This is a genomic window from Bradyrhizobium sp. (genome assembly GCF_004799405.1).
Lineage (GTDB): Bacteria > Pseudomonadota > Alphaproteobacteria > Rhizobiales > Xanthobacteraceae > Bradyrhizobium.
In genome coordinates this window covers 1-25,314 of record NZ_SSMW01000113.1, presented here as the reverse complement: position 1 = coordinate 25,314, position 25,314 = coordinate 1, and the positions used below count along the sequence as shown (strand labels likewise).

At 63.2% G+C, this 25,314-nt stretch carries 24 protein-coding genes; 7 read left to right on the top strand and 17 right to left on the bottom strand.

Annotation, left to right across the window (positions count from 1 at the left end; genetic code table 11):
• From E7813_RS17405 to E7813_RS17380, 6 genes are all read right to left on the bottom strand, one after another.
• Positions 1-777, bottom strand: a complete 777-nt coding sequence (locus E7813_RS17405) for an enoyl-CoA hydratase/isomerase family protein (RefSeq protein ID WP_291575894.1) — start codon at positions 775-777, stop codon at positions 1-3.
• 35 nt (positions 778-812) lie between these two features.
• A complete protein-coding gene (locus tag E7813_RS17400) occupies positions 813-1,010 on the bottom strand; it encodes a hypothetical protein (RefSeq protein WP_291575893.1) in 198 nt (65 codons plus the stop codon).
• A 76-nt stretch (positions 1,011-1,086) separates the two neighbouring features.
• Complete coding sequence (locus E7813_RS17395; RefSeq protein ID WP_291575891.1) at positions 1,087-3,174, bottom strand: molybdopterin oxidoreductase family protein; 2,088 nt, start codon at positions 3,172-3,174, stop codon at positions 1,087-1,089.
• 83 nt (positions 3,175-3,257) lie between these two features.
• Positions 3,258-4,013, bottom strand: a complete 756-nt coding sequence (locus E7813_RS17390; RefSeq protein WP_291575889.1) for a 3-oxoacyl-ACP reductase family protein — start codon at positions 4,011-4,013, stop codon at positions 3,258-3,260.
• Between the two features lie 120 nt (positions 4,014-4,133).
• Positions 4,134-5,507 (bottom strand): MmgE/PrpD family protein, encoded by a 1,374-nt coding sequence (locus E7813_RS17385; protein ID WP_291575887.1) that lies wholly within the window; start codon positions 5,505-5,507, stop codon positions 4,134-4,136.
• Positions 5,508-5,521: 14 nt separating this feature from the next.
• Positions 5,522-6,589, bottom strand: a complete 1,068-nt coding sequence (locus tag E7813_RS17380) for an extracellular solute-binding protein (RefSeq protein ID WP_291575885.1) — start codon at positions 6,587-6,589, stop codon at positions 5,522-5,524.
• Between the two features lie 198 nt (positions 6,590-6,787).
• On the opposite strand from E7813_RS17380, the gene E7813_RS17375 reads away from it, so the two are divergent.
• Genes E7813_RS17375 through E7813_RS17360 form a run of 4 tightly spaced genes read left to right on the top strand, consistent with a single transcriptional unit; the run spans position 6,788 to position 11,058 of the window.
• Positions 6,788-7,741 carry a tripartite tricarboxylate transporter substrate binding protein gene (locus E7813_RS17375; RefSeq protein WP_291575936.1) on the top strand — a complete coding sequence of 318 codons (954 nt, stop codon included), beginning with the start codon at positions 6,788-6,790 and terminating at the stop codon, positions 7,739-7,741.
• 13 nt (positions 7,742-7,754) lie between these two features.
• Positions 7,755-8,225: a (2Fe-2S)-binding protein gene (locus tag E7813_RS17370; protein WP_291575883.1), complete on the top strand. Its 471-nt coding sequence runs from the start codon at positions 7,755-7,757 to the stop codon at positions 8,223-8,225.
• The gene (locus tag E7813_RS17365; RefSeq protein WP_291575882.1) at positions 8,222-10,354 is read left to right on the top strand and encodes a molybdopterin cofactor-binding domain-containing protein; all 2,133 of its coding nucleotides are present in this window, start codon (positions 8,222-8,224) and stop codon (positions 10,352-10,354) included. Before E7813_RS17370 ends, E7813_RS17365 begins: the two co-directional genes overlap by 4 nt.
• A complete protein-coding gene (locus tag E7813_RS17360; RefSeq protein WP_291575881.1) occupies positions 10,351-11,058 on the top strand; it encodes a substrate-binding domain-containing protein in 708 nt (235 codons plus the stop codon). Before E7813_RS17365 ends, E7813_RS17360 begins: the two co-directional genes overlap by 4 nt.
• Before the next feature lie 6 nt (positions 11,059-11,064).
• Here the strand turns inward: E7813_RS17360 and E7813_RS17355 are convergent, their stop codons facing one another.
• Complete coding sequence (locus E7813_RS17355) at positions 11,065-11,877, bottom strand: SDR family oxidoreductase (RefSeq protein WP_291575880.1); 813 nt, start codon at positions 11,875-11,877, stop codon at positions 11,065-11,067.
• Positions 11,878-11,954: 77 nt separating this feature from the next.
• On the opposite strand from E7813_RS17355, the gene E7813_RS17350 reads away from it, so the two are divergent.
• The 3 genes from E7813_RS17350 to E7813_RS17340 all read left to right on the top strand — a co-directional run bounded on the left by E7813_RS17350 (position 11,955) and on the right by E7813_RS17340 (position 15,751).
• Entirely contained in the window at positions 11,955-12,695 is a 741-nt protein-coding gene (locus E7813_RS17350) for a GntR family transcriptional regulator (RefSeq protein ID WP_291575879.1), read from the top strand.
• Between the two features lie 118 nt (positions 12,696-12,813).
• Positions 12,814-14,706 carry a TRAP transporter large permease subunit gene (locus tag E7813_RS17345; protein ID WP_291575878.1) on the top strand — a complete coding sequence of 631 codons (1,893 nt, stop codon included), beginning with the start codon at positions 12,814-12,816 and terminating at the stop codon, positions 14,704-14,706.
• Positions 14,707-14,749: 43 nt separating this feature from the next.
• The gene (locus tag E7813_RS17340) at positions 14,750-15,751 is read left to right on the top strand and encodes a TRAP transporter substrate-binding protein (protein ID WP_291575877.1); all 1,002 of its coding nucleotides are present in this window, start codon (positions 14,750-14,752) and stop codon (positions 15,749-15,751) included.
• Between the two features lie 68 nt (positions 15,752-15,819).
• Here E7813_RS17340 and E7813_RS17335 read toward each other — a convergent pair whose 3' ends face one another.
• From E7813_RS17335 to E7813_RS17290, 10 genes are all read right to left on the bottom strand, one after another.
• On the bottom strand, positions 15,820-16,074 hold the full coding sequence (locus E7813_RS17335) for a hypothetical protein (RefSeq protein WP_291575875.1): 255 nt from the start codon (positions 16,072-16,074) through the stop codon (positions 15,820-15,822).
• A 99-nt stretch (positions 16,075-16,173) separates the two neighbouring features.
• Complete coding sequence (locus E7813_RS17330) at positions 16,174-17,142, bottom strand: tripartite tricarboxylate transporter substrate-binding protein (protein ID WP_291575873.1); 969 nt, start codon at positions 17,140-17,142, stop codon at positions 16,174-16,176.
• Positions 17,143-17,193: 51 nt separating this feature from the next.
• Entirely contained in the window at positions 17,194-18,033 is an 840-nt protein-coding gene (locus E7813_RS17325) for a phosphodiesterase (RefSeq protein WP_291575871.1), read from the bottom strand.
• A gap of 3 nt (positions 18,034-18,036) precedes the next feature.
• Positions 18,037-19,098 (bottom strand): ABC transporter ATP-binding protein, encoded by a 1,062-nt coding sequence (locus E7813_RS17320; protein WP_291575869.1) that lies wholly within the window; start codon positions 19,096-19,098, stop codon positions 18,037-18,039.
• The gene (locus E7813_RS17315; RefSeq protein WP_291575868.1) at positions 19,095-19,880 is read right to left on the bottom strand and encodes an ABC transporter permease subunit; all 786 of its coding nucleotides are present in this window, start codon (positions 19,878-19,880) and stop codon (positions 19,095-19,097) included. The genes E7813_RS17320 and E7813_RS17315 overlap by 4 nt, the downstream gene beginning before the upstream one ends.
• A 4-nt stretch (positions 19,881-19,884) precedes the next feature.
• Complete coding sequence (locus E7813_RS17310) at positions 19,885-20,700, bottom strand: ABC transporter permease (RefSeq protein ID WP_291575867.1); 816 nt, start codon at positions 20,698-20,700, stop codon at positions 19,885-19,887.
• Positions 20,701-20,738: 38 nt separating this feature from the next.
• The gene (locus tag E7813_RS17305; protein ID WP_291575866.1) at positions 20,739-21,746 is read right to left on the bottom strand and encodes an ABC transporter substrate-binding protein; all 1,008 of its coding nucleotides are present in this window, start codon (positions 21,744-21,746) and stop codon (positions 20,739-20,741) included.
• A gap of 165 nt (positions 21,747-21,911) precedes the next feature.
• Entirely contained in the window at positions 21,912-22,340 is a 429-nt protein-coding gene (locus tag E7813_RS17300) for an SgcJ/EcaC family oxidoreductase (protein WP_291575865.1), read from the bottom strand.
• An 80-nt stretch (positions 22,341-22,420) separates the two neighbouring features.
• Positions 22,421-22,840, bottom strand: coding sequence for a RidA family protein (locus E7813_RS17295; RefSeq protein ID WP_291575934.1), 420 nt, complete (start codon positions 22,838-22,840; stop codon positions 22,421-22,423).
• A gap of 52 nt (positions 22,841-22,892) precedes the next feature.
• The gene (locus E7813_RS17290) at positions 22,893-24,572 is read right to left on the bottom strand and encodes a benzoate-CoA ligase family protein (RefSeq protein WP_291575863.1); all 1,680 of its coding nucleotides are present in this window, start codon (positions 24,570-24,572) and stop codon (positions 22,893-22,895) included.
• Positions 24,573-25,314 lie beyond the last annotated feature (742 nt).

Genomic DNA, 25,314 nt, shown 5'->3' with positions numbered 1-25,314 from the left:
TTATTTCCCCGGCCACACCGGTTTGCGCTTCTCCGCGAACGCCTTGAGGCCTTCCCGGGCGTCTTCGGTCATCGCCAATAGCGCGATCTGGCTTTCGGTGTAGGCGATGCTCTCATCGAACGACATCGAGGCGATCGCGTGCATGGCGTATTTACCGCGCCGGATCGCGGTCGGCGACTTGTCGGTGATCCGCCCGATCAGCCAGTCGACCTTGGCGTCCAGTTCGCTCGACGGCACCACATAGTTGAGCAGCCCGGCGGCCTGCGCGGCCTTCGCATCGAATGGCTCCCCGGTGAGCGCCCATTCGTTGACCAGACGCCGCGGCGCGATCGATTGCAGCAGGCTCAGCACCTGCATTGGGAATACCCCGACCTTCACCTCGGGCAATCCGAACATCACGTGATCGGCCGCGACCGCCATGTCGGTCATGCACAACAGACCCATGCCGCCGGCCATGCAGACCCCGCCGACCCGCGCGATCGAAGGCTTGGTGGCAATCTGCGACAGCCGCAACAGATCGGCGTAGTCGACGTTCGGCCTGGCAAAATCCATCGCGAACGCCGCACCGCTGTTCTGCAGGTCGGCGCCCGCGCAAAATGCCTTGTCGCCCGCGCCGGTCAGCACGATTACCCGCACGTCGCGATCGTCATGGGCGTCGCGATAGCCCTTGGCGATGCCGGCGACCACGTCGCCATTGATGGCGTTGCGCTTGTCCGGCCGGTTGATGGTGATCCAGAACGCCTGTCCGCGCTTTTTAAGTATCACGCTGTCGGTCATTGCCCGCTCGCTCAAACCTGGAACTCAGCACCATCTTACTTCACGCGCCGTCCCTTGAAAAACCCCGCATTGGTGGTGTTCTGCTTGATGTTGGCGGTGTCGCCCTGCTCGGCCGAGTTCTGGATGCCTTCGTGCCCCTTCGAGGTGTCCTTGTTGACTTCGGTGTTGCCGCCGGTGCCCTTGGGACTGCGATTGGCGGGCGGGATCGGCGGCATTTCATTGTGGCGTGACATCGTGTTCTCCCTGGGTGCGAAGCCTTGTCGTTCGAAGGGCTAAGGAGGCGGGTGCGATTTGGTTCCAAAAGGCCGATCAAGCCTTTTTCACCCAGACCTTGTTGTCGTGGAATGCCGCGCCGCCATAGGGCGCCACAGCCTCCGCGCCGGTGAGCATGTTGATACCGCGGCCGCCGATATGCGCCTTGTTCGGATGCACGGATTCCGCGATCAGCACGCCGCGCCGCACGCCATCGAATAATCTGGCCGTCAGCGTCGTCTCGCCTCGAGTGTTGCCGAGCGTGACCGGGTCGCCATCGGCAATGGAAAGCGCGGCGGCATCGGCGGGATGTATCATCACCGTCGGCACGCCTTCGCGCGCCTGCGACGACGGCGTTTCGTTGAAGCTGGTATTGAGGAAGCTGCGCGACGGGCTGGTAGCGAGGCGGAACGGGTGCGCTTCGTCGGCCTCCTCGATGATGGTCCAGTGATCGGGCAGCGACGGAATCTGGTTCCACGCCCCCATCAGGCCGGCATTGCCCATGGGGACGCACGACCAGTCGGCCTTGAAGTGGAATTTGCCGTCGGCATGCGCAAAACCGTCGAGATAGTGCGAGGTGCGGAAGTCTGGCTGAATGTCGCGCCAGAGATCGGCCTCCAGCGTTTCGATATCGCCATGACCGCTCTTTTTCAGGGTGGCGTCGATCAATTGGCGCGGGGTCATCTCGAATCCGGGATGCACGGCGTTGAGGCGGCGGGCAAGTCCTTGCAGCACCTCGTGGTTGGAACGGCATTCGCCCGGCGGCTCGATCAGCTTGGCGCCGACCGAAATGTGCTGATGGCCGCCGCCGTAATAGAGGTCGTCATGCTCCATGAACATGGTCGCCGGCAACACGATATCGGCCATCTCGGCGGTTTCGGTCATGAACTGCTCATGCACCACCATGAACAGGTCCTCGCGCGCAAAACCCTGGCGCACCAGCTTCTGCTCCGGCGCCACCGTCATCGGGTTGGTGTTCTGGATCAGCATCGCCTTGACCGGGCCGCCGCCCCGCAACGCCTCGGCATCGCCGGTCAGGATGCGTCCGATCTGCGACTGATCGAGCTGCCGGATATTGGGATCGATCGCGTCTTGACCCTCGATCAGCGCTTCGTTGAACTTCCAGATCGAATAATTGTTGAAGAACGCGCCGCCGCCTTCATGTTGCCAGGCGCCGGTCACGGTCGGGATGCATACTGCCGCGTGCATCTGCGCAGCACCATTGCGGCTGCGGGCAAAACCGTAACCGAGGCGGAAGAAGCTGCGCTTGGTCTGTCCAACTGCGCGGGCGAAAGCCTCGATCTCTTCCACCGGCACGCCGCAAATCGATGACGCCCATTGGGGCGTGCGGGTCGCCAGATGCGCCTCCAACTCGCCGGGACAATCGGCGTAGCGCGCCATGTAGTCGCGGTCGGCATAGCCTTCGCGGAACAGCACATGCATGACGCCGCATGAAAACGCAGCATCGGTGCCGGGCCGCAGGATGATCTTGATGTCGGCCTGCTTCATGGTGTCGTTATTGTAGACATCGACCGCCGCGATCCTGGCGCCGCGCTCCTTGCGCGCGCGCATCGCGTGCGTCATCACATTGACTTGGGTGTTCACCGGATTGGTGCCCCAGATCACGACCAGGTCGGAGACTGCCATCTCGCGCGGATCGACGCCCGCAATCTTGCCGGTGCCGGCGACAAAGCCGACGCGCGCGATGTTGGAGCAGATCGTCGAATAGAAACGCGAATATTTCTTCACATGCGCCAGGCGATTGATGCCATCGCGCATAACCAGGCCCATGGTGCCGGCATAGTAATAGGGCCACACCGACTCGGCGCCGAACTCGCGCTCGGCCGCATTGAATCGCTGCGCGATTTCGTCCAGCGCCTCGTCCCATGAGATGCGCGCGAACCGGCCCGACCCTTTCGGGCCGGTGCGGCGCTGCGGAAACATCAGCCGGTCCGGGTGATGGATGCGCTCGGCGTAGCGCGCGACCTTGGCGCAAACCACGCCTGCGGTGTAACTCTGCAGCTTGGAACCGCGCACCCGGCCGATGGTCTGGCCGCCGATCACCTCGATATCGAGGGCGCAGGCCGACGGGCAATCGTGCGGACAGGTGGAATGCCGGATGTCGACCTTGGCGTGCTGGTTCATGCAGCGATAGGTACCATCAAAAACCCGGACAGCCGAGCGCATTTATCCGGCATGCCCGCGCAAAACCGCCCGTGGGCCATGCATCAGGCCCCGAAATAAGCCCCGCCATTGGCGTGGATCGCCTGTCCGTTGATGTAGCGCGCACCCGGCCCGCACAGGAATCGCACGGTCGCAGCGACGTCTTCCGGCTTGCCGCGATCGCCGGTAATGGTCTGATGGGTCTGATGATGCGCCGGTTCCGGCCTGTCCTTGGGGCGCGGGGTGCCGATCAGGCCGGGAACGACGCAATTGACGGTGATGCCGTCGGCGGCGAGATCATGGGCCAGCGCGCGGGTGAAGCCGATGATTCCGGCCTTTGCCGTCACCACATGCGCGCGGTTTTTGGCGCCGGTATGTGCGCTCAACCCGCCGATATTGACGATGGTTCCCGCGCCGCTCCGGCGCAGCGCCGGCAGGCAGGCCCTCACGCAATGAAATGTGCCGTCGAGGGTGACATCGAGGATTTCGCGCCATTCGGCATAGTCCATCTCGGCAAAAGGCTTTTCCCGCCGCAGCGCGGCATTGTTGACGAGTATATCGATGCGGCCGAAATGCTTCACCGCCGCATCCGCCATCGCCTGCACGGCGGTGGCATCGGCCACGTCGCCGATATGGACCAGCGCCTTGCACCCCAAAGCTTCGATCTCGCGCACAACGGCGTCGGCCTCGGCGCGGTTGCTGCGCGCATTCACCACAATGGATGTTCCCGCCTCCGCCAGCGCCAGCGCAATCGCGCGGCCGATGTTTCGCCCCGCGCCGGTGACGATGGCGACCTTGCCGCCGAGTTCCTTGTTGGTCATGTGCGCTCTCTTGGTTCGTCATCGTCCGCAAAGGCGGACGATCCAGTGAACACGGCAAGCTATGTTTCATCCGATAGTGCGGCGATTCCTGGATGCCCGCCTGCGCGGGCATGACGTTGGTTACTTGCGTAACGAGGATAGATCGATCTTCCCGTGATACAACCCCGCCAGCAGCTTCAACGCCCCATCGCTTTGCGCTTTATCCCAGCCGCCGTGTTGCGCATTGAGCGCGAACTTGTCGGTCACGTCCTGCCGCGTCAGCGGCTCCCGCGCCCCGCCGCGCAAATAGGGCTGCCGTTCCTCGACCACGCTGCCGTCTTTCAGGGTGGCGCGGATATGGCCGGTGTAGTTGTTCGGATAGGGATTATCAGGGTCGACGACGAACTTCACCTTGGCGGCCAAGGCAAGCACTGCGGCGTCGCGAATTGCTTTTTCGGTGAAGGCGCCGAGCCCGACGCCACCTTTGACAAAACCGGTCGCCAGCAAATACGGCGTGGCGAATTTGGCGGCATAGCCGTTGCGCGGACGCTGCTTGTCGGCGAGCGGATCCCACAGCCGGTGCACCGTCCCCTCCGCGACCTCGCAGACGATCTCGCTGATGTCCTCCGCTTTGATGCCGCGCGCAGCCAGCCGTCTCGCACAATCGATATAGGGCTGCGCCATGGTTCCGCAGGGATAGGGCTTGAACGCCAGCGTGTCGGTCACCCAACGGCTACCGAAATCGCCGGTCAGCGCGTCGTAGTCGCCTTTGGCGGTGTGCGCGAAGCCGTGGAACAGCCCGTGGACACCCTCGAACACCGTGCGCGGGCCGACAAATCCCTGCCGCGCCAGCAACGCCGCCCTAATCCCCGATTGCGCCGCCCAGCCGGCATGCAGCCGCTTGGTCCATGCGCCCTCGGCGAGATATTCGATGATGCCACCCGCCATGCTGCCGGCGATGCCGAGCGCATCCACGATCTGCCTGGCATCGAGGCCGAGTGCCGCACCAACGCCGGCCGCCGCACCAATGGCGCCGAAGATCGCGGTCGGGTGAAACCCGGCTCTGTGCACGGCCTTCGGCGCCACTGTGCTGAGCCGGCACAGCACCTCGGATCCGACGGCGATGCCGGCCAATGCCATGCGGCCGTCGGGATTGTGCCGCTCGCACGCCGCCAGAACCGCCGGCACCACCACCGCTCCGGCGTGAACCGGACCGCCCTCGAAGGTGTCGTCGAAATCCTCGCCATGCGCCGCGGTGCCGTTGACGAAGGCCGCTCCCGCAGCGGTCAGGGTGCGCTTGTGGCCGATCACCGTGCATGGGCCATCATCGTCCCAGCCGGCCAGCGAGCTGCGCACATAAACCTCGTTGCGCGCGGTGACGCACAGGCCGACCACGTCGGTCAGCAAATCCTCGCATTTGCGCGCGGTCGCTACCGGCAAACCGCCCGGCTTCAGCGCCACGATCTTGGCGGCAAGCGTTTCAGCGACGGAGGTCTTCGGCAGCTCGGATGACATACTCGGCCTAACCGCTAAACGTGGAACAGCCTGGTATAGTGCGCCTTGATCGCATCGCCCTCTTTTTCCACGGCCGCCGCGTCATCCTTCATGGTCTTGATATCCCTGAACGGCTTGCGCCCCGGCTTCTCCACGGTCTGCGGATGCACCGAGCGCAGGCCTCCGACCTCGATGATGAGCTGCTGGGCGTCGCGGCTGAAGCAGAACGCTTGAAACAGCTTCGCCGCGTTCGGATGCGGCGAGTCCTTGAAGATGCCGTTCGGTCCGATGATCAGCGGCGATCCTTCGCTGGCATAGACCGGCTCGACCGGGCGCCCCGCCTCCTTCATCTGGAAAATATTGTACTCGTTGCCGTCGGCCATCACCGCACGCTCGCCGAGATCGAGCTTCTTCGGCGGATCGGCCGAGGACTGCACCTGCATGATGTTCTGCTTGGCGAGCGCTTCGAAAAAGCCCCAGCCGAGATCGCGCTGCATCTGGTAGGTCGCGGTCATGATGGTGCCGCTGTAGCCGGGATGCGCCTTGACGATCTTGCCCTTCCATTTGGGATCGAGCAGATCGGCAAAACTCTTCGGCGCTTCGTCGGCTTTTACGAGGTTGGTATTGTAGGCGATGATGCTGAGCCAGACGCGCCAACTGGCAAACTGGCCGTCGGCATCCTTGTGCTCGGGAGGATAGAATTTGGCGACGTCTTCCGGCACATACGCCGCCAGGATACCATCGCGTTTCCAGACGATGAAATGCGCGGCGTCGGACGAATTCACCACGTCGACGGCATGGATGTTGCTGGAATATTCCTGGCCGATCCGCTGGAACACCCGCTCCGCCCCGGTGCGCTCGACGCGCACCGCAATGCCGGGATATTTCGCCTCGAACGCCTTCGCCAGTTTCTCGGCGACCGGCAGGTCGACCGAGGTGTAGTAGCTGACCTGGCCTTCCTTCTTCGCCGCTTCGATCAGGTCCGGCGTGACCGGTTCCGGCGGCGGAGCCGCGGCCATGACGCGGGTCGAGAAGGCGGCACCGGCAAACAAACCGCCGGTGCCCTTGAGCAGGCCGCGGCGCGACAATTTCAGATGTTTCATTGGCTCATTCGATCCGCATGTTCTGGCGAGGCTGGGTACACCGATCGTGATGTTTTATTCCTGCCGGACACCCTTAGTCTATCGTCGACAGCGCATTCCCATTGCAGCTAGACTTGGCTAACACATCGCACGAACAAAATCCGGGAGATCGACAATGACGGGGCCAAAACTTTGACGAGATCAGGTTTCGCCCTCGCACTGGCGGCAGCGTTCCTTGCGGCTCCAGGTCTCTTGGCGACGGAGTGTCTCGGTCAGGATTACCCGACGCGGCCGGTGCGCATCATCGTCCCCTTCGGCGCCGGAGGCCCTGCCGACGTGAACGCCCGCCTGCTCGGCAACATCCTGCAGGAAGGTTTCGGGCAGCCCTTCGTGATCGAGGACCGGCCCGGCGCGGGCGGCGTGATCGGCACACAGGAAGTCGCCAAGTCGACACCCGACGGCTACACGCTCCTGATGATGTCGAACACCCAAACCGCCAACGAATCGCTGGTGCCGCAGCGCAAATATGAGTTGATGCGCGACCTGGCGCCGATCGCGCCGGTCAACTATTCCGACCTCGTGATCGTCGTGAATCCGCAGGTCGCGGCCAAGACGCTGGCTGAGTTCATCATGCTCGCCAAATCGCAGCCGGGGAAACTGAACTACGCATCGTCCGGCCAGGGTACGCCCTATCACATGGCGGGCGAACTGTTCAAAGCCATGGCCGGCATCGATGTCGTGCACGTCCCCTACCGCAACAGCGGTGAAGCACGCAGCGGCGTCATCGGCGGACAGGTGCAGATGATGATCGATGCGGTTCCAGCCATGGCCCCCAACGTCACGGCAGGCCAGGTAAGGGCACTCGCCACCACCGGCAAGATGCGCTCAAAGGTTCTGCCCGATGTGCCGACGGCCAATGAGGCCGGCGTTGCCGGGTATGAAGCAACCATCTGGCTCGGATTGATGGCGCCGATGGGCACGCCGAAGGCTGTTATCGACAGGCTGAATGCCGCCGTCAACGCCGCGGTCAAGCGGCCCGACATCGTCAAGCTCTGGACCGAACAAGGCGCGGTTGCGATGTCGATGACGCCGGAAGAGTTCGACAAATACCTGCGTGGCGATATCGTGAAATGGGCCGATGTGGTCAAGCGATTCGCCGACAGGCCGCAATAAGGCCGCACACCCGATGCCGCACGTTCGATTTCGCCTCAATGGTGTCGAGACCGATGTCGAAGCCGATCCTGACAGGTCGCTGCTCGATATCCTGCGCGGCGACCTGCACATGACCGGCCCGCATTTCGGCTGCGGCGTCAACGAATGCGGCGCCTGCAACGTCATGGTCGACGATCATGCAGTTGCTTCATGCGACACGCCGCTGTGGTCGGTCGCCGGCAAGGAGATCGTCACCCCTGAAGGGCTGGGAACTGCCGGGCGACCACACCCCTTGCAGCGTGCATTTATCGCCGAGCAAGCGTTGCAGTGCGGCTATTGCGTATCCGGCATCCTGATGAGCGCCGCGGCTTTGTTGAAGCGAAACCCGAAGCCTACCGCCGCCGAGGTGAAGGCCGCTCTGGACCGCAATCTCTGCCGTTGCGGTTCGCATAACCGGATGGTGCGGGCGGTGCTGCGCGCGGCGGCCGAGTTGGAGGCGCCATGACGGAGCCACCCCCCGCGCCGAAACTGCCGGTCAGTCTCGCGGCGAACCCGAAGCTGTCGTCGTGGATACGCTTCTCCACCGAAGGCCATGTCACCATCTCGCCGGGCAAGGTCGAGATCGGGCAAGGCATCGTGACGGCATTGGCCCAGATCGCCGCGGATGAACTCGATGTCGATATCGGCCGCGTGCAGTTGGTCCGCGCATCGACGGCTGCAAGTCCCAATGAAGGCGTCACCTCGGGCAGTCTCTCGGTGCAGCAGTCGGGACGGGCGATACGGCAGGTCTGCGCCGAAGTCCGGCAGATCTTTCTCGGCGTCGCATCCGACCGGCTGGGTGTCGGTATCGAAGCGCTCGACGTCAAAGACGGCACCATCTCGGGACCCGGCAATATCAGGACCAGCTATTGGGAACTCGCCGAAGAAGTCTCGCTGGAGCGCGACGCCATCCCGGGGGCGATACCCAAGCCATCGGCGCAACGCGTGCTGGCCGGAAGCTCGGTGCAGCGGGTCGATATCCCCGACAAGGTATTCGCGCATCCCCGTTTCATTCACGATTCGGCGCTGCCGGGGACGCTGCACGGCCGCGTGCTGCGACCGGAACTCTACGGTGCAAAACTCGTCGCGTTGCGGGAGGATGCCGCGCGCGGCATTGCCGGCTTCGTCAACATCGTCCGTGACGGCAATTTCGTGGGCGTGGTCAGCGAAACCGAACACAGTGCGCTGACCACGCTTGGCGCCTTGCGCAAGGGCGCGGCATGGTCGTCCGGCGAAACACTTCCCGATGAAGACGGACTGGCGGAATGGCTGAAAGCCCAGCCGGTGGAATCGACCCTCATCGACCGAAAAACAGCGTCGCGGGCCAATGAAAAGACACGGACGATCCGGCGGCAATATACCCGCCCCTATATCGCGCATGCCTCGATTGCGCCGTCCTGCGCCATGGCGCAGTGGACGCAGGATCGCGTCCGGGTCTGGACCCACAGTCAGGGGGTCTATCTGCTCCGCACCGATCTGGCGCTGGTTCTCAATCTCCCGATCGAGAACATCACGGTCGAGCACCTGGAAGGCGCCGGCTGCTACGGACACAATGCCGCCGACGACGTCGCGCTCGATGCGGTGCTGCTGGCGAAAGCGGCCGGCGGCCGCCCGGTGCGGGTGCAATGGTCGCGCGAAGACGAGATGTCGCATGGGCCGTTCGGTGCGGCGATGGCGATCGAGGTCGAGGCCGATCTCGATGCGCATGGCGAGATTCTCGATTGGCGGCACAGCATCTGGAGCAACGGTCACGCCGCGCGGCCGGGGCGCGCGGCACTTCCGGCGCTGCTGGCGGGAACTGAACTGGCCAATCCTTTCCCACGCACCATCTCTGCCAACCCGCCGCAGGCCAATGGTGGGGGCGGTGACCGAAATTCCATACCGCTGTATGATTTTCCGGCGTGGCAGATCGAAAGCCATCGCCTTTTGACCATGCCGATCAGGACGTCGGCGCTGCGAACACTGGGCGCGCAAGGCAATATCTTTGCGATCGAATCCTTTCTCGACGAGTTGGCGGCCGAACGCGGTGAAGATCCGGTCGCACTCCGGCTGCGCCATCTCAGAGACGAGCGAGCCAGGGATGTCATTCGTTCCGTTGCAAGGCGCGCCAACTGGAAGCCGCAGAAGCAAAGCGGCACCGGTTACGGTATCGGCTTCGGCCGTTACAAGAACACCGGCGCTTATTGCGCGGTGATCGCCGAGATCGAGGGCGCGCAGGATATCAGCGTCAGGCGGCTCACGATCGCGGTCGATGTCGGCGAGGCCATCAATCCGGATGGCGTCATCAACCAGATCGAGGGCGGCGCGATCCAGGCCACCAGCTGGGTGTTGAAGGAGCGCGTCCGCTTCGATCGCCAGCGCATTACCAGCAACACCTGGACGGGCTATCCCATTCTTCGCTTCAGCGAGGTGCCGGATGTCGATGTCGAGCTCATTCAACGACCGGAGTGCGATTCGGTCGGTGCTGGAGAGGCCGCGCACGGCCCGGTCACCGCCGCAATTGCCAACGCCGTGTTCGATGCGCTCGGCGTGCGGGTCCGCAACCTGCCGATCACGCGCGACAGCCTGATCGCGTCGATGGAATTGACGGCATGAGCCATCTGAACATTCTCAGCGGCGGCGCGGCCCATGGGCTGGTCGCGAGCGTTGCACCGAAATTCAAGGCGCTGACCGGTCTCGATATCGAAGGCGAGTTCGGCGCGGTCGGCGTCATGGCCGACAAGTTGCGGACCGGCACGCCGGCCGACATTGTGGTTTTGACCGCGGCGCTGATCGCGAAGCTGGGAGCCGAGAATCTGGTGGTAAGCGTTTCGATCGCCGATATCGGCCTGGTCGAGACCGCGATGGCCGTGCGCGCCGGCGATCCCAGGGTTTCGGTTGGTGACGCCGCAGCGTTACGCGCGGCCTTTCTTGCGGCCGATGCGATCTTCGTTCCCGATACCGCGGCGTCTACCGCCGGGATTCATGTCGCAAAGGTTCTGAGACAGCTCGGCATCGCCGACGAGGTCGCCGCCCGGCTCAAGATCTATCCGAATGGCGCCACCGCGATGCGTCATCTGGCGGCGTCAGATGCCGCCAGACCCGTCGGTTGCACGCAATCGACTGAAATCATCAGCACCCAAGGCGTGACGCTATCGGGGTCGCTGCCAGAGGGATGCGAACTCTCGACCATGTATACCGCGGCTGTGGCTACCAAAGCTGCCGCCGCACAGCACGCCCGAAGCCTGATCGCGTTGTTAACCGGCACCGACCAGCGCGAACTGCGCGAACGCGCGGGCTTTCTCAGCGGCCAGAAATAGCCGCGCTCAGTTGCCGCTATTCAATTGCGTCAAACCGGTCGGCGGCCCGTCGATGCCGGTCCAGCCGCCATCGACAAACAAAGTGCTGCCGCTGACATAGCTTGCCGCGTCCGAGGCCAGATACGCGACCGCGGTCGCAACTTCGTCGGCGCTGCTCCAGCGATTGAACACCGTATGCCCGGCGTAAAGCTTGTGAATCTCCGGCCGCTGCTTGAACGGCGCGGTCAGCGCCGTCTCAACGATGCTCGGCGCAATGGCATTGACGCGAACGCCGAAGCGGCCGACTTCGGAAGCAAACCCCTTGACCAACAGGCCGATCGCCGCCTTGGTCGAGCCATAGACCGCCAGCCCCGGCTCGATGGTGACGGCGCGTACCGATGAGCAGGCAATCAGGCTGCCGCGCTGTTGTTTCACCATGATGCGGCCGAACGCCTGGAAGAACCACACCGTGCCCTTGATGTTGAGGTTGATGACACGGTCGAGATCCTCCTCGGTATAATCGAGGATGGTCTTGCGGATGTTCAGTCCGGGCGTGGTGACGGCAATATCCAGTTGTGGGAACTTTTTCATCACGACGGTCGCAAGCGCGTTGACGTCATCGGCATTGGCCGCATCGCACGCCGCGCTGTCGGCCGAACCGCCCTGCCCGCGAATGCCGGCGGCCGTCGCTTCGGCACCTTCCCTGGCGCGATCGGCGCAGACCACGCTGGCGCCGAGATTTGCCAGGGCTTCCGCCGACGACTTGCCAATGCCGGAAGCAGCACCAAGCACCACCGCGGTCTTGCCGGTGAGATCGAAAAGCTTGCGATAATCGGTCAACGAGAATCCTCCCGGGCTGGCTTGATCTTTGGCCGAAAGCGTTCGTATACTAATATATCAATTTGGACGAGGCAAAGATGCCGGCGCGCGCGACCAAAAGGACCGAAGCTGCCGGCGCTGCCGCGGCCGGCGTTCGCCGTGGCGGCCGTCCTCGTGCTGCGACCGCGTCGGCGAAGATCTATTCGGACCTGCGGATCGAGCTGGTGTCGCTGCAACGGCGCCCTGGCGAGGCGATCTCGGAAGCCGAGATCGCGCTGTCCTACGGGGTGAGCCGAACGCCGGTTCGCGAAGCCATCCTGAAACTGTCGGATGAAGGCTTGCTGGAAATATTTCCCCAATCCGGCATCTTCGTCTCGCGGATTCCGATGGCGGCGCTGCCGGAAGCCATCATCGTCCGCAAGGCGCTTGAGGAAACCACCGCACGTTTGGCCGCGGAGCGCGCCTCCTCCAGCCAGATTATGGCGCTGCATTCGATCCTGGAACGCCAGCGAGAGGCGAATGCCGCGGAGGACCGCGACGCCTTCCACCAGGCGGATGAAATGTTTCATGCGACCATTGCCGGGGTTGCGGGTTATCCGGGAATCTGGACCCTGATCCAGCAGGTAAAAGTCCACGTCGATCGCTATCGCCGGCTGACCCTGCCGCAACAGGGACGGATCGCGCAAGCAATCGGGGAACATGAGGCCATCCTGGCCGCGATCGAGGCCCATGATCCGGCCGCCGCCAAAACCGCCATGGAATTCCATCTCGAAAGGCTTCTCAGCGATATCTCCGCCACGCAAAGCATCAATCCGGAGTTTTTCGACGAGCGCCGCTGACAAATAAAGGACGCGCAAACAGCCGCGCCATTGGGAGGATCAGCCTTGAACGGCATTCCGTTATTTCAACGTTCGCAAACGTTGCGGCGCGATGCGCACTAGTGCTGTCGAGATCGTGTTGACCGATACGGGAGAGCCGATCGCTCTGTCGGGCGTGGCCACGTCATCGGACCGGCCGGAGATCACGCTGCTTCGGTTCGTCGATCTTGCCGCCGAAAGCGCGATCGTTACCGCTCTCCTTGGTGAACTCGTGCTGGTGCTGGCCAACGTCGCCGCACGGGTTTATTTCCAGCACTCGTTTTTGTGGACCGACGAAGTCGCCAGATTGGCGCTGTCTATCCTGGCGTTTATCGGCGGCGCGGTCGCCTATCGGCGGCGCGATCACGCGTTTGTTCGCGTCATTCTTAGCCGGCTTCCGCTCGGCGTAGAGCGAGGTTGCCTCGCGCTTGCCGATGTCGTCGTGCTGTTCGTCGCCGGACTGACGGGCTTCGCATCGATCGAATTTCTTGCCTCGAGCTGGGGTGAACTCACGCCGATCTTCCAGCTGCCGGCGGCGTTGATCGCAGTGCCGCTTCCGATCGGAATGGCGCTGCTGATGCTGTATGCCGGGGTCAATCTCAGGCGCGACCATGGCGCGATGGCGCTCGGTGTCGGCGTCGTATTTGCCGTGGTCATCACCGTCGCGGCACTGACGCGTGACATCTGGCTGCCGCTGCTCGGAGACGACGCCTCCATCATCGCGGCGCTCGGCCTGTTTTTCTTTGCGATCCTGGCCGGCGTTCCCGTTGGCTTCGTATTGCTGCTGTCGACCGCGACCTATCTCTGGGGCACCGGAACCGCGTCGCTGGTGGTGCTGCCGCAGACCATGGTCAACGGCACCGGCAATTTCATTCTGCTCGCGGTGCCGTTTTTCATTCTTGCCGGGCTCGTGATGGAACGCGGCGGGATCAGCATCCGGCTGGTGCGCTTCATCTATGCCCTGGTCGGTCACGTTAGAGGCGGCCTGCTCCAGGTCACCGTCGCCAGCATGTACGTGGTCTCCGGCCTGTCCGGCTCGAAGCCGGCGGATGTCGCGGCTGTCGGTACCGTGATGCGCGACGAGCTCGGTGAACGCCACGGCCCGGCGGAGGGCGCCGCGGTTCTGGCTGCCTCCGCGGTAATGGGCGAAACGGTGCCGCCGAGCATCGCGATGCTGATCGTCGGCTCCATTACCAACGTGTCGGTGGGAGCCATGTTCATCGGCGGCCTCGTGCCCGCCGCGGTGATGGCGCTCTGCCTGATGGCTTTGATCTACCTGCGTGCCCGCGCCAGCGGCGCACCGCGCAGTCCGCGCGCAGGTGCAGGTGTCGTCGCCCGCGCCGGGCTCGGCGCCATCCTGCCGCTGCTGATGCCGGGAACGCTGCTGGCAGGCATCCTGCTGGGAATTGCCACCCCGACCGAGATTGCGGCCATCGCGGTCGTGTACGGTATCCTGCTGTCCAGCGTGGTCTATCGCGAAATGAACCTGCAAGGGTTCATCCGCATTGCGATCGACACCGCGGCTCTCACGGGGGTTTTGCTTTTCATCTTTGCGGCGGCGTCGAGCTTCTCCTGGACCCTGACCGTCGCCTACCTGCCCCAGCGGCTGGTGGCGCTGCTGCAATCGGTCGGCGACAGCCAGACGATCTTCATGATCTGCTCGGTCGTTCTTCTGATCGTGGTCGGCGTGCTGCTGGAGGGGCTGCCGTCGCTCAACGTGCTTGCGCCCCTCTTGATACCGATTGCCGGCAAGCTTGGCCTCAGCGAATTGCACTATGCGCTGGTTCTGATCATCGCGATGGGGATTGGAGGCTTCATGCCTTTCGCCGGCGTCGGGTTCTACGTCTGCTGCGCCGTCATGCGCTGCAATATCGAGACGGCATCGCGCGCCATGCTGCCCTACCTTGTCGTGCTCCTGGTCGGGCTGCTGATCGTTGCCTTCGTGCCGTGGTTTACGCTGTTTCTGCCTCACTATTTCGGCTTTCGCGGATAATGTCCGCACCTAACGCGGACCAACAACAACGGGAGGATACCAAATGGATCGCAGACATTTCCTGATGACCAGCGCCGGCGTTGCCGGTCTGACGATAGCGGCACCCTACATCGCACGCGCAGCGACCATCACGATGCGATTTGCGCATTTTGCCGAAGAGGGTCATCCGGCAAATATCGCCGCCAAGCAATTCGCCAGCCAGGTCGAGAAGCGGACCGACGGGGCGATCAAGATTGCGATCTTCCCGAACAACCAGCTTGGCGGACCGCCGGAGCAGGCGCAGCAGATCAAGCTCGGCACCATCGACATGGGCCTGCCGACGCAGGGACAGTTGGACAAGTACGACAAGTCGTTCGCCGCCGTCATGCTTCCCTTCATCTTCAATGGACCGGCGGACGCTTTCCCGATCCTGGACGGCCCGACCATGGACTGGCTCGCGCCGCTGGCGGAGAAGCAGGGCTTCGTCCTGCTGCGCAACTGGGATTACGGGTTCCGCAACGTCACCAACAGCGTGCATCCGGTCAACGTGCCTGACGACGTCAAGGGCCTGAAGATCCGCACGCCACCCGAACTTCAGATCCAGGCCTCGATGGAAGCGCTCGGCGCGGTGGTGCAGGCGATCGCGTTCCCGGAACTTTATCTCGCGCTATCCCAAAAAGTCGTCGATGGTGAAGAGAATCCGGTCCCGGTGATCTATTTCAACAAGCTCTACGAAGTCCAGAAGCACCTGGCCATCACCCGGCACATCTATAACAACATGATCCATACCGTCGGCATCAATAGCTGGAAGAAGCTGACGCCGGAACAGCAGGCCATTTTCCGGGAAGAGAGCAAGAGTTCAGGCGAACTGATGCGCAAGCTGATGGCCGACTCCGAGTCCGATCAGATCGACAAGCTGCAGAAGGCCGGCATGCAGATCACGCGTCCCGACCTGGCTCCGTTCCGTGCGAAAATGGACCCGGCCTACAAGCGGATCGCCGACTATGCCGGCGAGGACAACGTCAAGAAATTCCGCGACATCGTCGACAAGTTTCGCAAAGGCTGACGACCCGGGAGTTTCGGTCGAGGCCGCATACGCGCGCGAGCGCGTATGCGCCTTAAGGATAGACTGCATCAATTCACAGCCTTGACGGCCCGAACGGGCGCGGCCGGCTGCGCGATTTGCGTCGAAGCCATTGCGGGCGGCGGATTGAAGCCGACAAACTCGGCTTGCGCCGCCTCCGATATCCAGAGGGACGCGGATGGCTGGGTTAGCATCAACCCTGCCAAAGCGGCGGCAACAAGCGCGGGGATGGCAAAAACTGCAACGTTCCAGCGCTGGTGTGTACGGTTATCGGGTTCGCCTGATCGATCGAATGATCCATGCATGGTAGCCTCCATGGCGCGATGTGCCCCATGATGGCTTAACCCGGTTCGCGACAGCTCGATGTGAGCTGCTTCACACTTTGCCTTAACGACAGCCGGCACTTATTCGTCGGCGATCCCCATCTCCTTCATCACCCGCGCATATTTGGCGAGCTGGTCGCGCGTCAGGACTCCCAGTTCGCTGGCCGAAGTACCGCGCACCGTAAAACCCAGATCCTCAAGCTTGCGGCGAACCTCGGGATCGCCGAGCGCCTTGAGGACTTCGGCGTTCAGCCTGGCGACGATATCCTGCGGCGTGCCGGCCGGCGCCAGCATCGCAAACCAGGAATTGAAGAAGAAGCCAGGCAGGCCGGATTCCGCAACGGTGGGCACATTGGGGAATTGCGGCAGTCGCTTCTCGGTGGTCACGCCGATCAGGCGGAGCTGACCGCCGCGCACCAGTCCTGCGACCGTGCCGAGGCCCTGAAAGCCGACCGGGATCTGGCCGGAGGCGACATCAGTCGCCGCCTGCGTGGCGCCCTTATAGGGCACGTGAGTCAGCGAGATGCCGGCCTGCGAAGCGAACATCGCCATCGCCAGGTGTTGCGGGCTGCCGGGACCGCCGGAGCTATAGTTGATCTTTCCCGGTGCGGCCTTGGCGGCGGCGATCAGATCGGCTGCGGTCCTGTAGCTGGTGTTGTTGGCGGCGATCAGTCCCCACTCCACTGTCGCCACCAGCGATACCGGCTCGAAATCCTTCAGGATGTCCCACGGCATCTTCGAATGCAGGTTGGGCACCATGGTCATGACGCTGTCGTTGAACCCGCCGATGGTGTAGCCGTCAGGCGCGGCTCGCGCGAGTTGCTCGGCGCCGATCAGCCCCGACGCGCCCGCCTGGTTGATGATGACGATCTGCTGGCCCATGTTGTCGGCCATCTTCTGGGTCACGATCCGCGCCGCGACGTCGACGGCGCTGGCCGCCGCCAATGGCACGATCATCTTGATCGGCCGGTCCGGATAGGCCGTCTGCGCGATCGCAGTGGGACCGGCGAGCAACGCCAAAGCCGGGACAAACAAACGAAGCAGGCGCATACCGGGTCCTCCCTGTGTTTGGACGACGTTGCCAGCTAGCGATGGCGTTCGCTACAGCAACTTCCCGTCCGGTCCGAAAAATGGACGCGGCCCGTCGAAATCGCCGATGGGCACCTGATGCGTCACGAGGTTGCCAAATCCCTCCCCTGGAAACCAGCTGTGGAGATGAAATGCGGGGTGCTCGACCCTGAACGAGGGCGGCCGCAACTGTTCCAGGTCGAGGTCGACGGCGTGATTGGGCGCGGGGCAAATCGTGGTGGGAACACCGGCGAACATCGTTAGCGTCGCGCGGTGAACGTGGCCGGTGGCGATCAGTTGCACGCGCGGATGACGCCGGACGATCGATGCGAGGTCGCCGGCGTTGCGCAGATTCTGGCGGTCCATGTGCCAGATGCCGGTGATGAATGGCGGATGGTGCAGGAACAGCAGCGCAGGCCGGTCCGGCGAGGATGCAAGCATGGTGTCGAGCCACCGCAAGGTCGGCGCATCGAGTTCGCCATACGGTTCACCGGCGACGCTGGAGTCCAGCAGCAACAGATCGAGACCGTCGGTCTCAAGCTTTTGATTGAGCGGCCCGGATGAAAACGCATAGCCGGCGTCGGGAAACGCGGCACGCATCATCTCGCGTGCATCGTGATTGCCGGGAATGCCGACGAAGGGCCGCTTCAGCGGCGTCAGCAGGCGCTTGAGGTGGTCATATTCCTCAGGCTTCGGAGTATCGGCAAGATCGCCCGAGATCACCACGAGGTCGGGCTGCGGGAGGAATTCGTTCAGGGCCGTCACGCAACGCTCCAGCGCGCGGGCGGTATCGACGCGGCCGTAAGCAAGCTTACCCGGCTGCTTGATATGCAGATCGGAAATCTGCGCAATGCGAACGGGTTTTGGCGGCATCGTTCAGTTTTCCGGCGGCAGCAAGCGGACGGCATCCGGCACCATCGAAAGCCCGATCCGTTCACCCGCCTGGACCTTGACGGTATTCGGCGCATCGATGGTCAGAAGCTTGTCCGATGCGCCGCTGACGATCATCCGCTGCCGGTTGCCGATAAAGCTGACGCTGTCGATGGTTCCCGTTAGCGGCGCGCGTGCGGGATCGACGACCTCAATCGTCTCGGGGCGGATCATCGCGATCGTGGCCGCAAGGTTGGCGTCGCCGCCGATCGGTTGCCGGCCGCCCGGCAGCACGAGATGGCCGTTCTCGACCGGCGCTTCGATGATGTTCGCAGCCCCGATGAATTCGGCCACGAAGCGGTTCTTCGGCTTGAAATAAATCTCGCGCGGCGTGCCGATCTGGGCGATCGCGCCTTTTTGCATGACGACAATGCGGTCGCCGAGCTCCATGGCTTCGGATTGATCGTGCGTCACATAAATCGTCGTGATGCCGAGCGCGCGTAGCAATCGATTGAGCTCGCCGCGCAAGCGGTCGCGCAGCGCGGCATCGAGCGCGGTCAGGGGTTCGTCGAGCAGCAGGATGCCGGGCCGGATCGCAACCGCGCGCGCCAGTGCGACGCGCTGGCGCTGCCCGCCGGAAAGCTGGTCGATGCGGCGGTTCTCTAGTCCGGTGATATTGGTCAGCGCCACCAGCTCGGCGATGCGCGCGGCGCGTGCTTGCTGAGCCATGCCGCGGATTTTCAGGCCATAGCCGATATTGTCGGCGACGCTCATGTTCGGAAACAGCGCGTAGGACTGAAACACCATGCCGACATTGCGCCGCTCGATCGGCACCGACGTCATGTCGTTGCCGTCGAACAGCACCCGGCCGCCGGGATCGGGCAATTCGAGTCCTGCGATGATGCGCAGCATGGTGGTCTTGCCGCAGCCGGAAGGGCCGAGCAGGACCAGCGTTTCGCCGCGCGCGATGTCGAGGGTCGCCGGTTCAAGCGCGCGGGTGCCGTCGGCGAACGTCTTGCCGCAACTCTTGATGCGCACCGAAGCGCCGTGCCCGGCAGCCATCGTCATCTGCTTTGCTCCTTGTCGGCGAACATCTGCATCGCGACCAATAGCGGAATGATCATCACGAAGAAAATCAGCGTATAGGCCGACGCCACTTCCAGCCGCATCGAGGCGTAGCTGTCGGCGAGCCCGATCGGGAGCGTCTTGGTCAAGGGCGTATGCAGCATCCAGGTCAGGTTGAATTCGCCGAGCGAAAGCGTGACCACCATCAGGCTGCCGGCCAGGATTCCCGGCACCGCGTTGGGAACAATCACGTCACGAAAGCGCCGCCATGGCGAGGCGCCGAGCGATGCCGCACCCTCGTCCAGCGTCTTGATATCGACGGTCGCGAACACCGCCATCACCGACCGCACCATGAACGGCATGGTGAAGACGACATGGCCGGTGAGGATGAAGAGCCAGGAGCGGCGAAAGCCGCCGAAGCCCTGGTAGGTCAGCAACAACGCCAGCGCGATCGCGAGCCCCGGAATCGCCAGCGGCAGCGTGATGATTTCCTCGACGATGCGTGAGACCCGCCCGCCTCGGACGTGCAAGGCGTAAGCTGCGGGAACGCCGACCGCCAGCGTCACGACGAGCGTCGCGAACGCGATCACGAACGACAGCAGGATCGTGCCGGCATAAAGGTCCCAGACCTGGAATACCCATTGCAGCGTCACGCCGGAAGAAATGCCGCGAAAGTAATTCACCGTGACGCCGGCGGAAATCGACAGGATGGCGGGCACCACCAGGAAGGCAGCGACGAGCAGCGTGAACATCAGTTGGCCGGTGAAAATCAGGCGGTCGCGCATGGTTTCATCCGGCCGCCGCGACAGAGCTGCCGGCAAACGAGCGGGCCAGCGCCAGGATCGCCCAGGCGATGATGCCGAGGCCGACCGACAGCGCGGCCGAAGTTGCAAAATTCGCAGCCAGCGTGAACTCGGTATAGATCAGCATCGGCAGCACGTCGATATTGGTGGCCAGCGTGAACGCGGTGCCGAACGCTCCCATCGCGGTGGCAAACGCAATCGCGCCGGACGCAACGAAGGCCGGTCCCAGCGCCGGCAGCACGACGTCGCGTTGCACGGCCCAGGGGCTGGCACCAAGCGAACGCGCGGCTTCTTCCAGCCCGACGTCGAGTTTCTGGACCGCCGCCATGATGGTAAGGATGACGCGCGGGATCGAAAAATAGAGATAGCCGAGGAAAAGGCCGTAGATCGAATAGGCGAACACCAGCTTCTCGCCGAACAGGTGGCTGGTGATATCGCCGATCAGGCCCTGGCGTCCGGCGAGCAGGATGATCAGGAAACCAACCACCACGCCGGGAAACGCCAATGGAAAGGTCAGCATCGCAATCAGCACGGCGCGGCCGGGGAAGCGATGACGCTGCAGGAACATTCCGGCCACCGTCGCGACCGCGAGCGTCACGATCGTGGTCGCGGTGGCCAGCAACACGGTGTTGATCAAAGTGGCGCGGTAGCGCGGCTCGGTCAGGATCGCGAGATATCCGGCGAGGCCCTGCGGGCCTTCGGCGCCGGTCACCACCAGACGGGCCATCGGCAGCAGAAAGAACGCCGTCGTCACCACGGCGAGCGGCAGCAGGCACAGCCAGACGAAGGTTTTATGCGGCATCAAGCGACGGCGCCTTTAATTCAAGGCGCCATACTGCATCAGCGGACCTCGGCGAGATAGCGGTCGACAAAGCCTTTTTGCACGCTTTCCATCCGGCCCCAATCAACCGACTTGGCGCGGGCATAGTCGCTGTCGGGCAGGAATTTGGCCTTGACCGCCGCCGGCAGTTCAATGGGACGCGCCGGCCGCAGATAGGCGTTGGTCCAGATCGCCTGTCCCTTGTCGGACAACAGATAATCCAGCACCTTCTCGGCCTTGGCCTTGTCGGGTGCATTCTTCACCAGGCCGACGACATAGGGAAACACCACCGATCCCTCGCACGGGATCACGAATTCGAAATTGCCCTTCTCCGAATATTTCGCGCGATAGGCGTTGAAATCGTAATCCAGCAGGATCGGCATCTCGCCGGAAACCACGCGGGCGTAGGAGGTCTGCTTGGGAACGATCGCATCATTCTTCCGCAACTCCTTGAAGAAGTTGATCGCCGGATCGAAATTGGTCTCGCTGCCGCCGAGCGACTGGTTGATCGCCACCGCCCCGACATACCCGACCGCCGCCGACGATGGATCGAGATAGCCCACCATGCCCTTGTAGTCCGGCTTCAACAGATCCTTCCAGCAGGCCGGCACCGGCTTGCCGCCGAGCGCATCCTTGTTGACGAACAGCCCAAGCGTGCCGGAATGGATGGTGGTCCAGTAGCCGTCGGGATCCTTCAATCCGGCGGGCACCTCGTCCCAACCGGCCGGCTTGTACGGCTCCAGCGCGCCTTCCGCCTTGGCTTTCATGCCGAAGGTGACGCCGAAATAGCCGATATCGCCGACCGGATTGCTTTTCTCCGCCAGGATCTGCGCCAGCGCCTGACCCGAGTTCTTGTTGTCGTGCGGAATATCGTAGCCGAGATCGGCCTTGACCGCCCTGAGCATGGAAGCCCAGTCCGCCCATTCCGGCGGACAATTGTAGCAGATGACGTCGGCCGCTTTGGCGAATTGCCACGGAGCCACCAGCGACAGCGCGAGCAAAGTCAGGACAAAACGGACGGTCTTCATGAAATTCGCTCCGATTTCAAAGCCAGGCATTCCCGAAGATCGGGACATCATCACCAACGAGCGACCAAGTACAGTCCGCGTGTGAAAGATTTGCGACGACGAGCTTTTGCTCTGCAGCAAAACCGGGGACTGCTCGGGAGCAGGATCAAACTACCTGGTCAATAGTTACTTCGGCACGGGTGAACCGTGGTGCTGAGCGATCAACCACTGGCCGTCGACTTTGACCATCGCAAATGTCAGGCGGTAGGGCACCACGGTGCCGTCCTTTAGGATGAAATCCGCAAACCCCGAACTGAGCAGAACATTGGGTCCGGCCGCGATGGCTTGCTGGTCGCCCATCTTTGTCTTGATACCGGGCGGAAGCTTGCTGAAGTAGGTGCGCACGCCGTCGGCGCCGGTGAACAGCTGGGCGGTCGATCCGAACAGCATCGCATCCTTGGTATAGAGAGCCATGAACTTGTCGGCGTCTCCGGAATTGTAGACCTGCTCCCACTGCGCCCGAACTGAGGCTGCATCCTCAACCGGCCCGGCTTTCGCAGCCCCCATCGAAAACAACATGGTTGCGAGGCAAATCACTGCAATATGTCTATGCATAACGGTCTCCATCCTCCGACGATACCGGCAGTCTACGCACAAACGGAGCGCCTAGCGTTCAAATTTTTTAACCCCGGTACTCAGCGCGGCACCACCGCGGTGGCCTCGATCTCAACCCTTGCGGCCTTTTCCACAAGACGCACCACCTGGACCAGCGCCATCGCGGGATAGTGCGCGCCAAAAAACTCGCGATAGACCTGCCCTAGAGTCTTCAGGTTCGCCAGATATTCTTCGATGTCGACGACATACCAGGTAAGGCGAACCAGATGTTCGGGACGGGCGCCTCCTTCCGCCAGAATGGCGGAGATGTTGCCCAGGGTTTGCCGGACCTGCGCAATGAAATTGTCGGGCAAATGTCCCTGGCCGTCCCAGCCGATCACCCCGCCGGTCACCACGAGGCGGCCATCGGCGGCCATGCCGTTGGCGTAGCCCTTTGGCGCCGGCCAGCCGCTCGGCTGCAGGATTTGCGGCCCCGCCCGCGAAACGTCGTCCTTCGCCATCGGCAGCACAGTGCGGGTTGGACCTTTTGGCATGCTCACGAATCGATCTCCTTCATTCCGCGGCCATGCCCGAGGACGGCGACGCCGGGCTCGCGGAAGCCATCTGCCGCAAGGCAAAGCGCTGCAGTTTGCCGGTTCCGGTCTTCGGCAGTTGGGTGACGAACTCGATCGCGCGCGGATATTTGTAGGGCGCGATCTCGCGCTTGACGTGGTCCTGCAATTCAGCCGCCAGCGCGGCATCGCCGGTGACATCGGCCGCCAGAACCACATAGGCCTTGACGATCATGCCGCGCGCATCGTCGGGCGCGCCGACCACGCCGCATTCGGCGACCGCCGGATGGCTTAGCAGGGCTGCCTCGACTTCGGGGCCGGCGATGTTGTAGCCGGACGAGATGATCATGTCGTCGGAGCGGGCCACGAATGACAGGCGGCCATTGGCGTCGCGGACAAACGTATCGCCGGTCAGGTTCCAGCCATCGCGCACATAGTTCGATTGCCGCGCGTCAGCGAGATAGCGGCAGCCGGTCGGCCCGCGCACCGCGAGCTTGCCGGCGGTATCCGGCGGCAATTCGTTCATGTCATCGTCGACGATTCTGGCCTCGTAGCCGGAAACCGGCCGGCCGGTGGAGCCGGCGACGGCATCGCCGACCCGGTTGGTGATAAAGATATGCAGCAATTCGGTGCTGCCGATGCCGTCGAGAATCGTCTTGCCGGTCCTGCGGGTCCAGCTTTCGAACACCGGAGCCGGCAGGGTCTCGCCGGCCGAAACCGCGATCCGCAGCGACGACAGGTCGGCGCCCTTGTCCATCGCGGCCATCATCGCGCGATACGCGGTCGGCGAGGTGAAGCAGATCGTGGCCTTGTAGGTTTCGATGATCTTGACCATCTCGGGAGGCGCGGCGTTTTCCAAAAGCGTGGCGGTGGCGCCGAACCGCAACGGAAAGATCGCGAGGCCACCGAGCCCGAACGTAAAGGCCAGCGGCGGCGAGCCCACGAAGACATCGTCCGGGGTGACGTTGAGGACTTCCCTGGCGTAGCCGTCCGCCACGATCATGAGGTCGCGATGGAAATGCATCGTCGCCTTGGGCTCGCCGGTGGTGCCCGAGGTAAATCCCAGCAGCGCGACATCATCGCGCCCCGTCCTGACCGCATCGAAGCGAACCGGCTTGTTCAGCGCCACGCGGTCGAGTTCGGCATCGTGGTTCGAGGTGCCGTCGAAATTCACCACCTGCTTGAGAAAGCGGCTGGTCTTGGCGCAGGCCACCAGTTCATCGGCGATGCGGCTGTCGGTCAGCGCCAGCGCGATCTCGGCCTTGTCGACGATCTTGGTCAGTTCACCGGCGCGCAGCATCGGCATGGTGTTGACGACGACGGCGCCGGCCTTGGTAGCGCCAAGCCATGCCGCCACCAGCGCCGGATTGTTGCCCGAGCGGATCAACACGCGGTTGCCGGGCTTGACGCTGTAATTCTCCACCAGCGCATGCGCCAGCCGGTTCGACCAGTCCGCCAGTTCCTTGTAGGTGCGCTGGCGGCCGTTGCCGATCAGCGCGATCCGGTCGCCGAGCCCCTTCTCGACGATGCGGTCGGTCAGTTCGACCGCGGCGTTGAGATATTCGGGGTATTGAAACTCCGGCCGCTCCAGCAGCAATTCCGGCCATTGCTGGAACGGCGGCAGATTGCGCCGCGCGAAATCGTCGACATGCCCGGACGGGCCAAGCTCGGGAACCGACATGTTCGCCCCTCGTTTTCGGGATGAAAGGCTCATTTCCAAAACATTTTATACTTAAAGGAATTGGACGCAAGGGCCCAAGACCCGGTCATTCAACGGTTTTTTGAGAGCTGACATTGGCGCGCCCTGCTGATTCCGCGCGACGAAGCCACGCTCTCGCCGTCCCTGCGGACGCAGAGATCCACACGCTGCGCCGCTTGTTGTGAAAGACGCTGTTCGACGCGTTTCGCATAACCCAACTTCCTGTGGTTATGGGTTCCTGCGTTCGCAGGAACGACGATAGAGGGTATGACGCGCCGCGTCGCTTCATCGCACGTCGTCATGCCCCGCCACCGGGTCTCGCCTTCGGCGAGCCCGATGACAGGCTCGGGCGGGGCATCCAGTACGCCGCGGCTTATCGATTCAATCATCAACGTCTCTGGAATACTGGATCGCCCGCATTCGCGGGCGATGACGGCTGTGGACACACTTTCGCATTCTCGCGGCACCCATGTGCCCGAGGTTTGCCAGGGCAGGGAATGCCGGGCGCCCAACGCGCCCGCAGCCTGGCAGGGCAGAAAAAACAAGCCATGCCAGCAAAGTCACCACGGTCACACCGGAAATCACCCGGCATTCCCCGCACAATGGTTTTACGGCTTCTTTCGCGCTCTCCCCGGTGACCGGGCTTTCTTGCCACCGTCATCTGCGAAAGTTGCCTTTCGCAAACTTGACACCAGCGTCGGGGTGTCAGGACCACACGACTTCG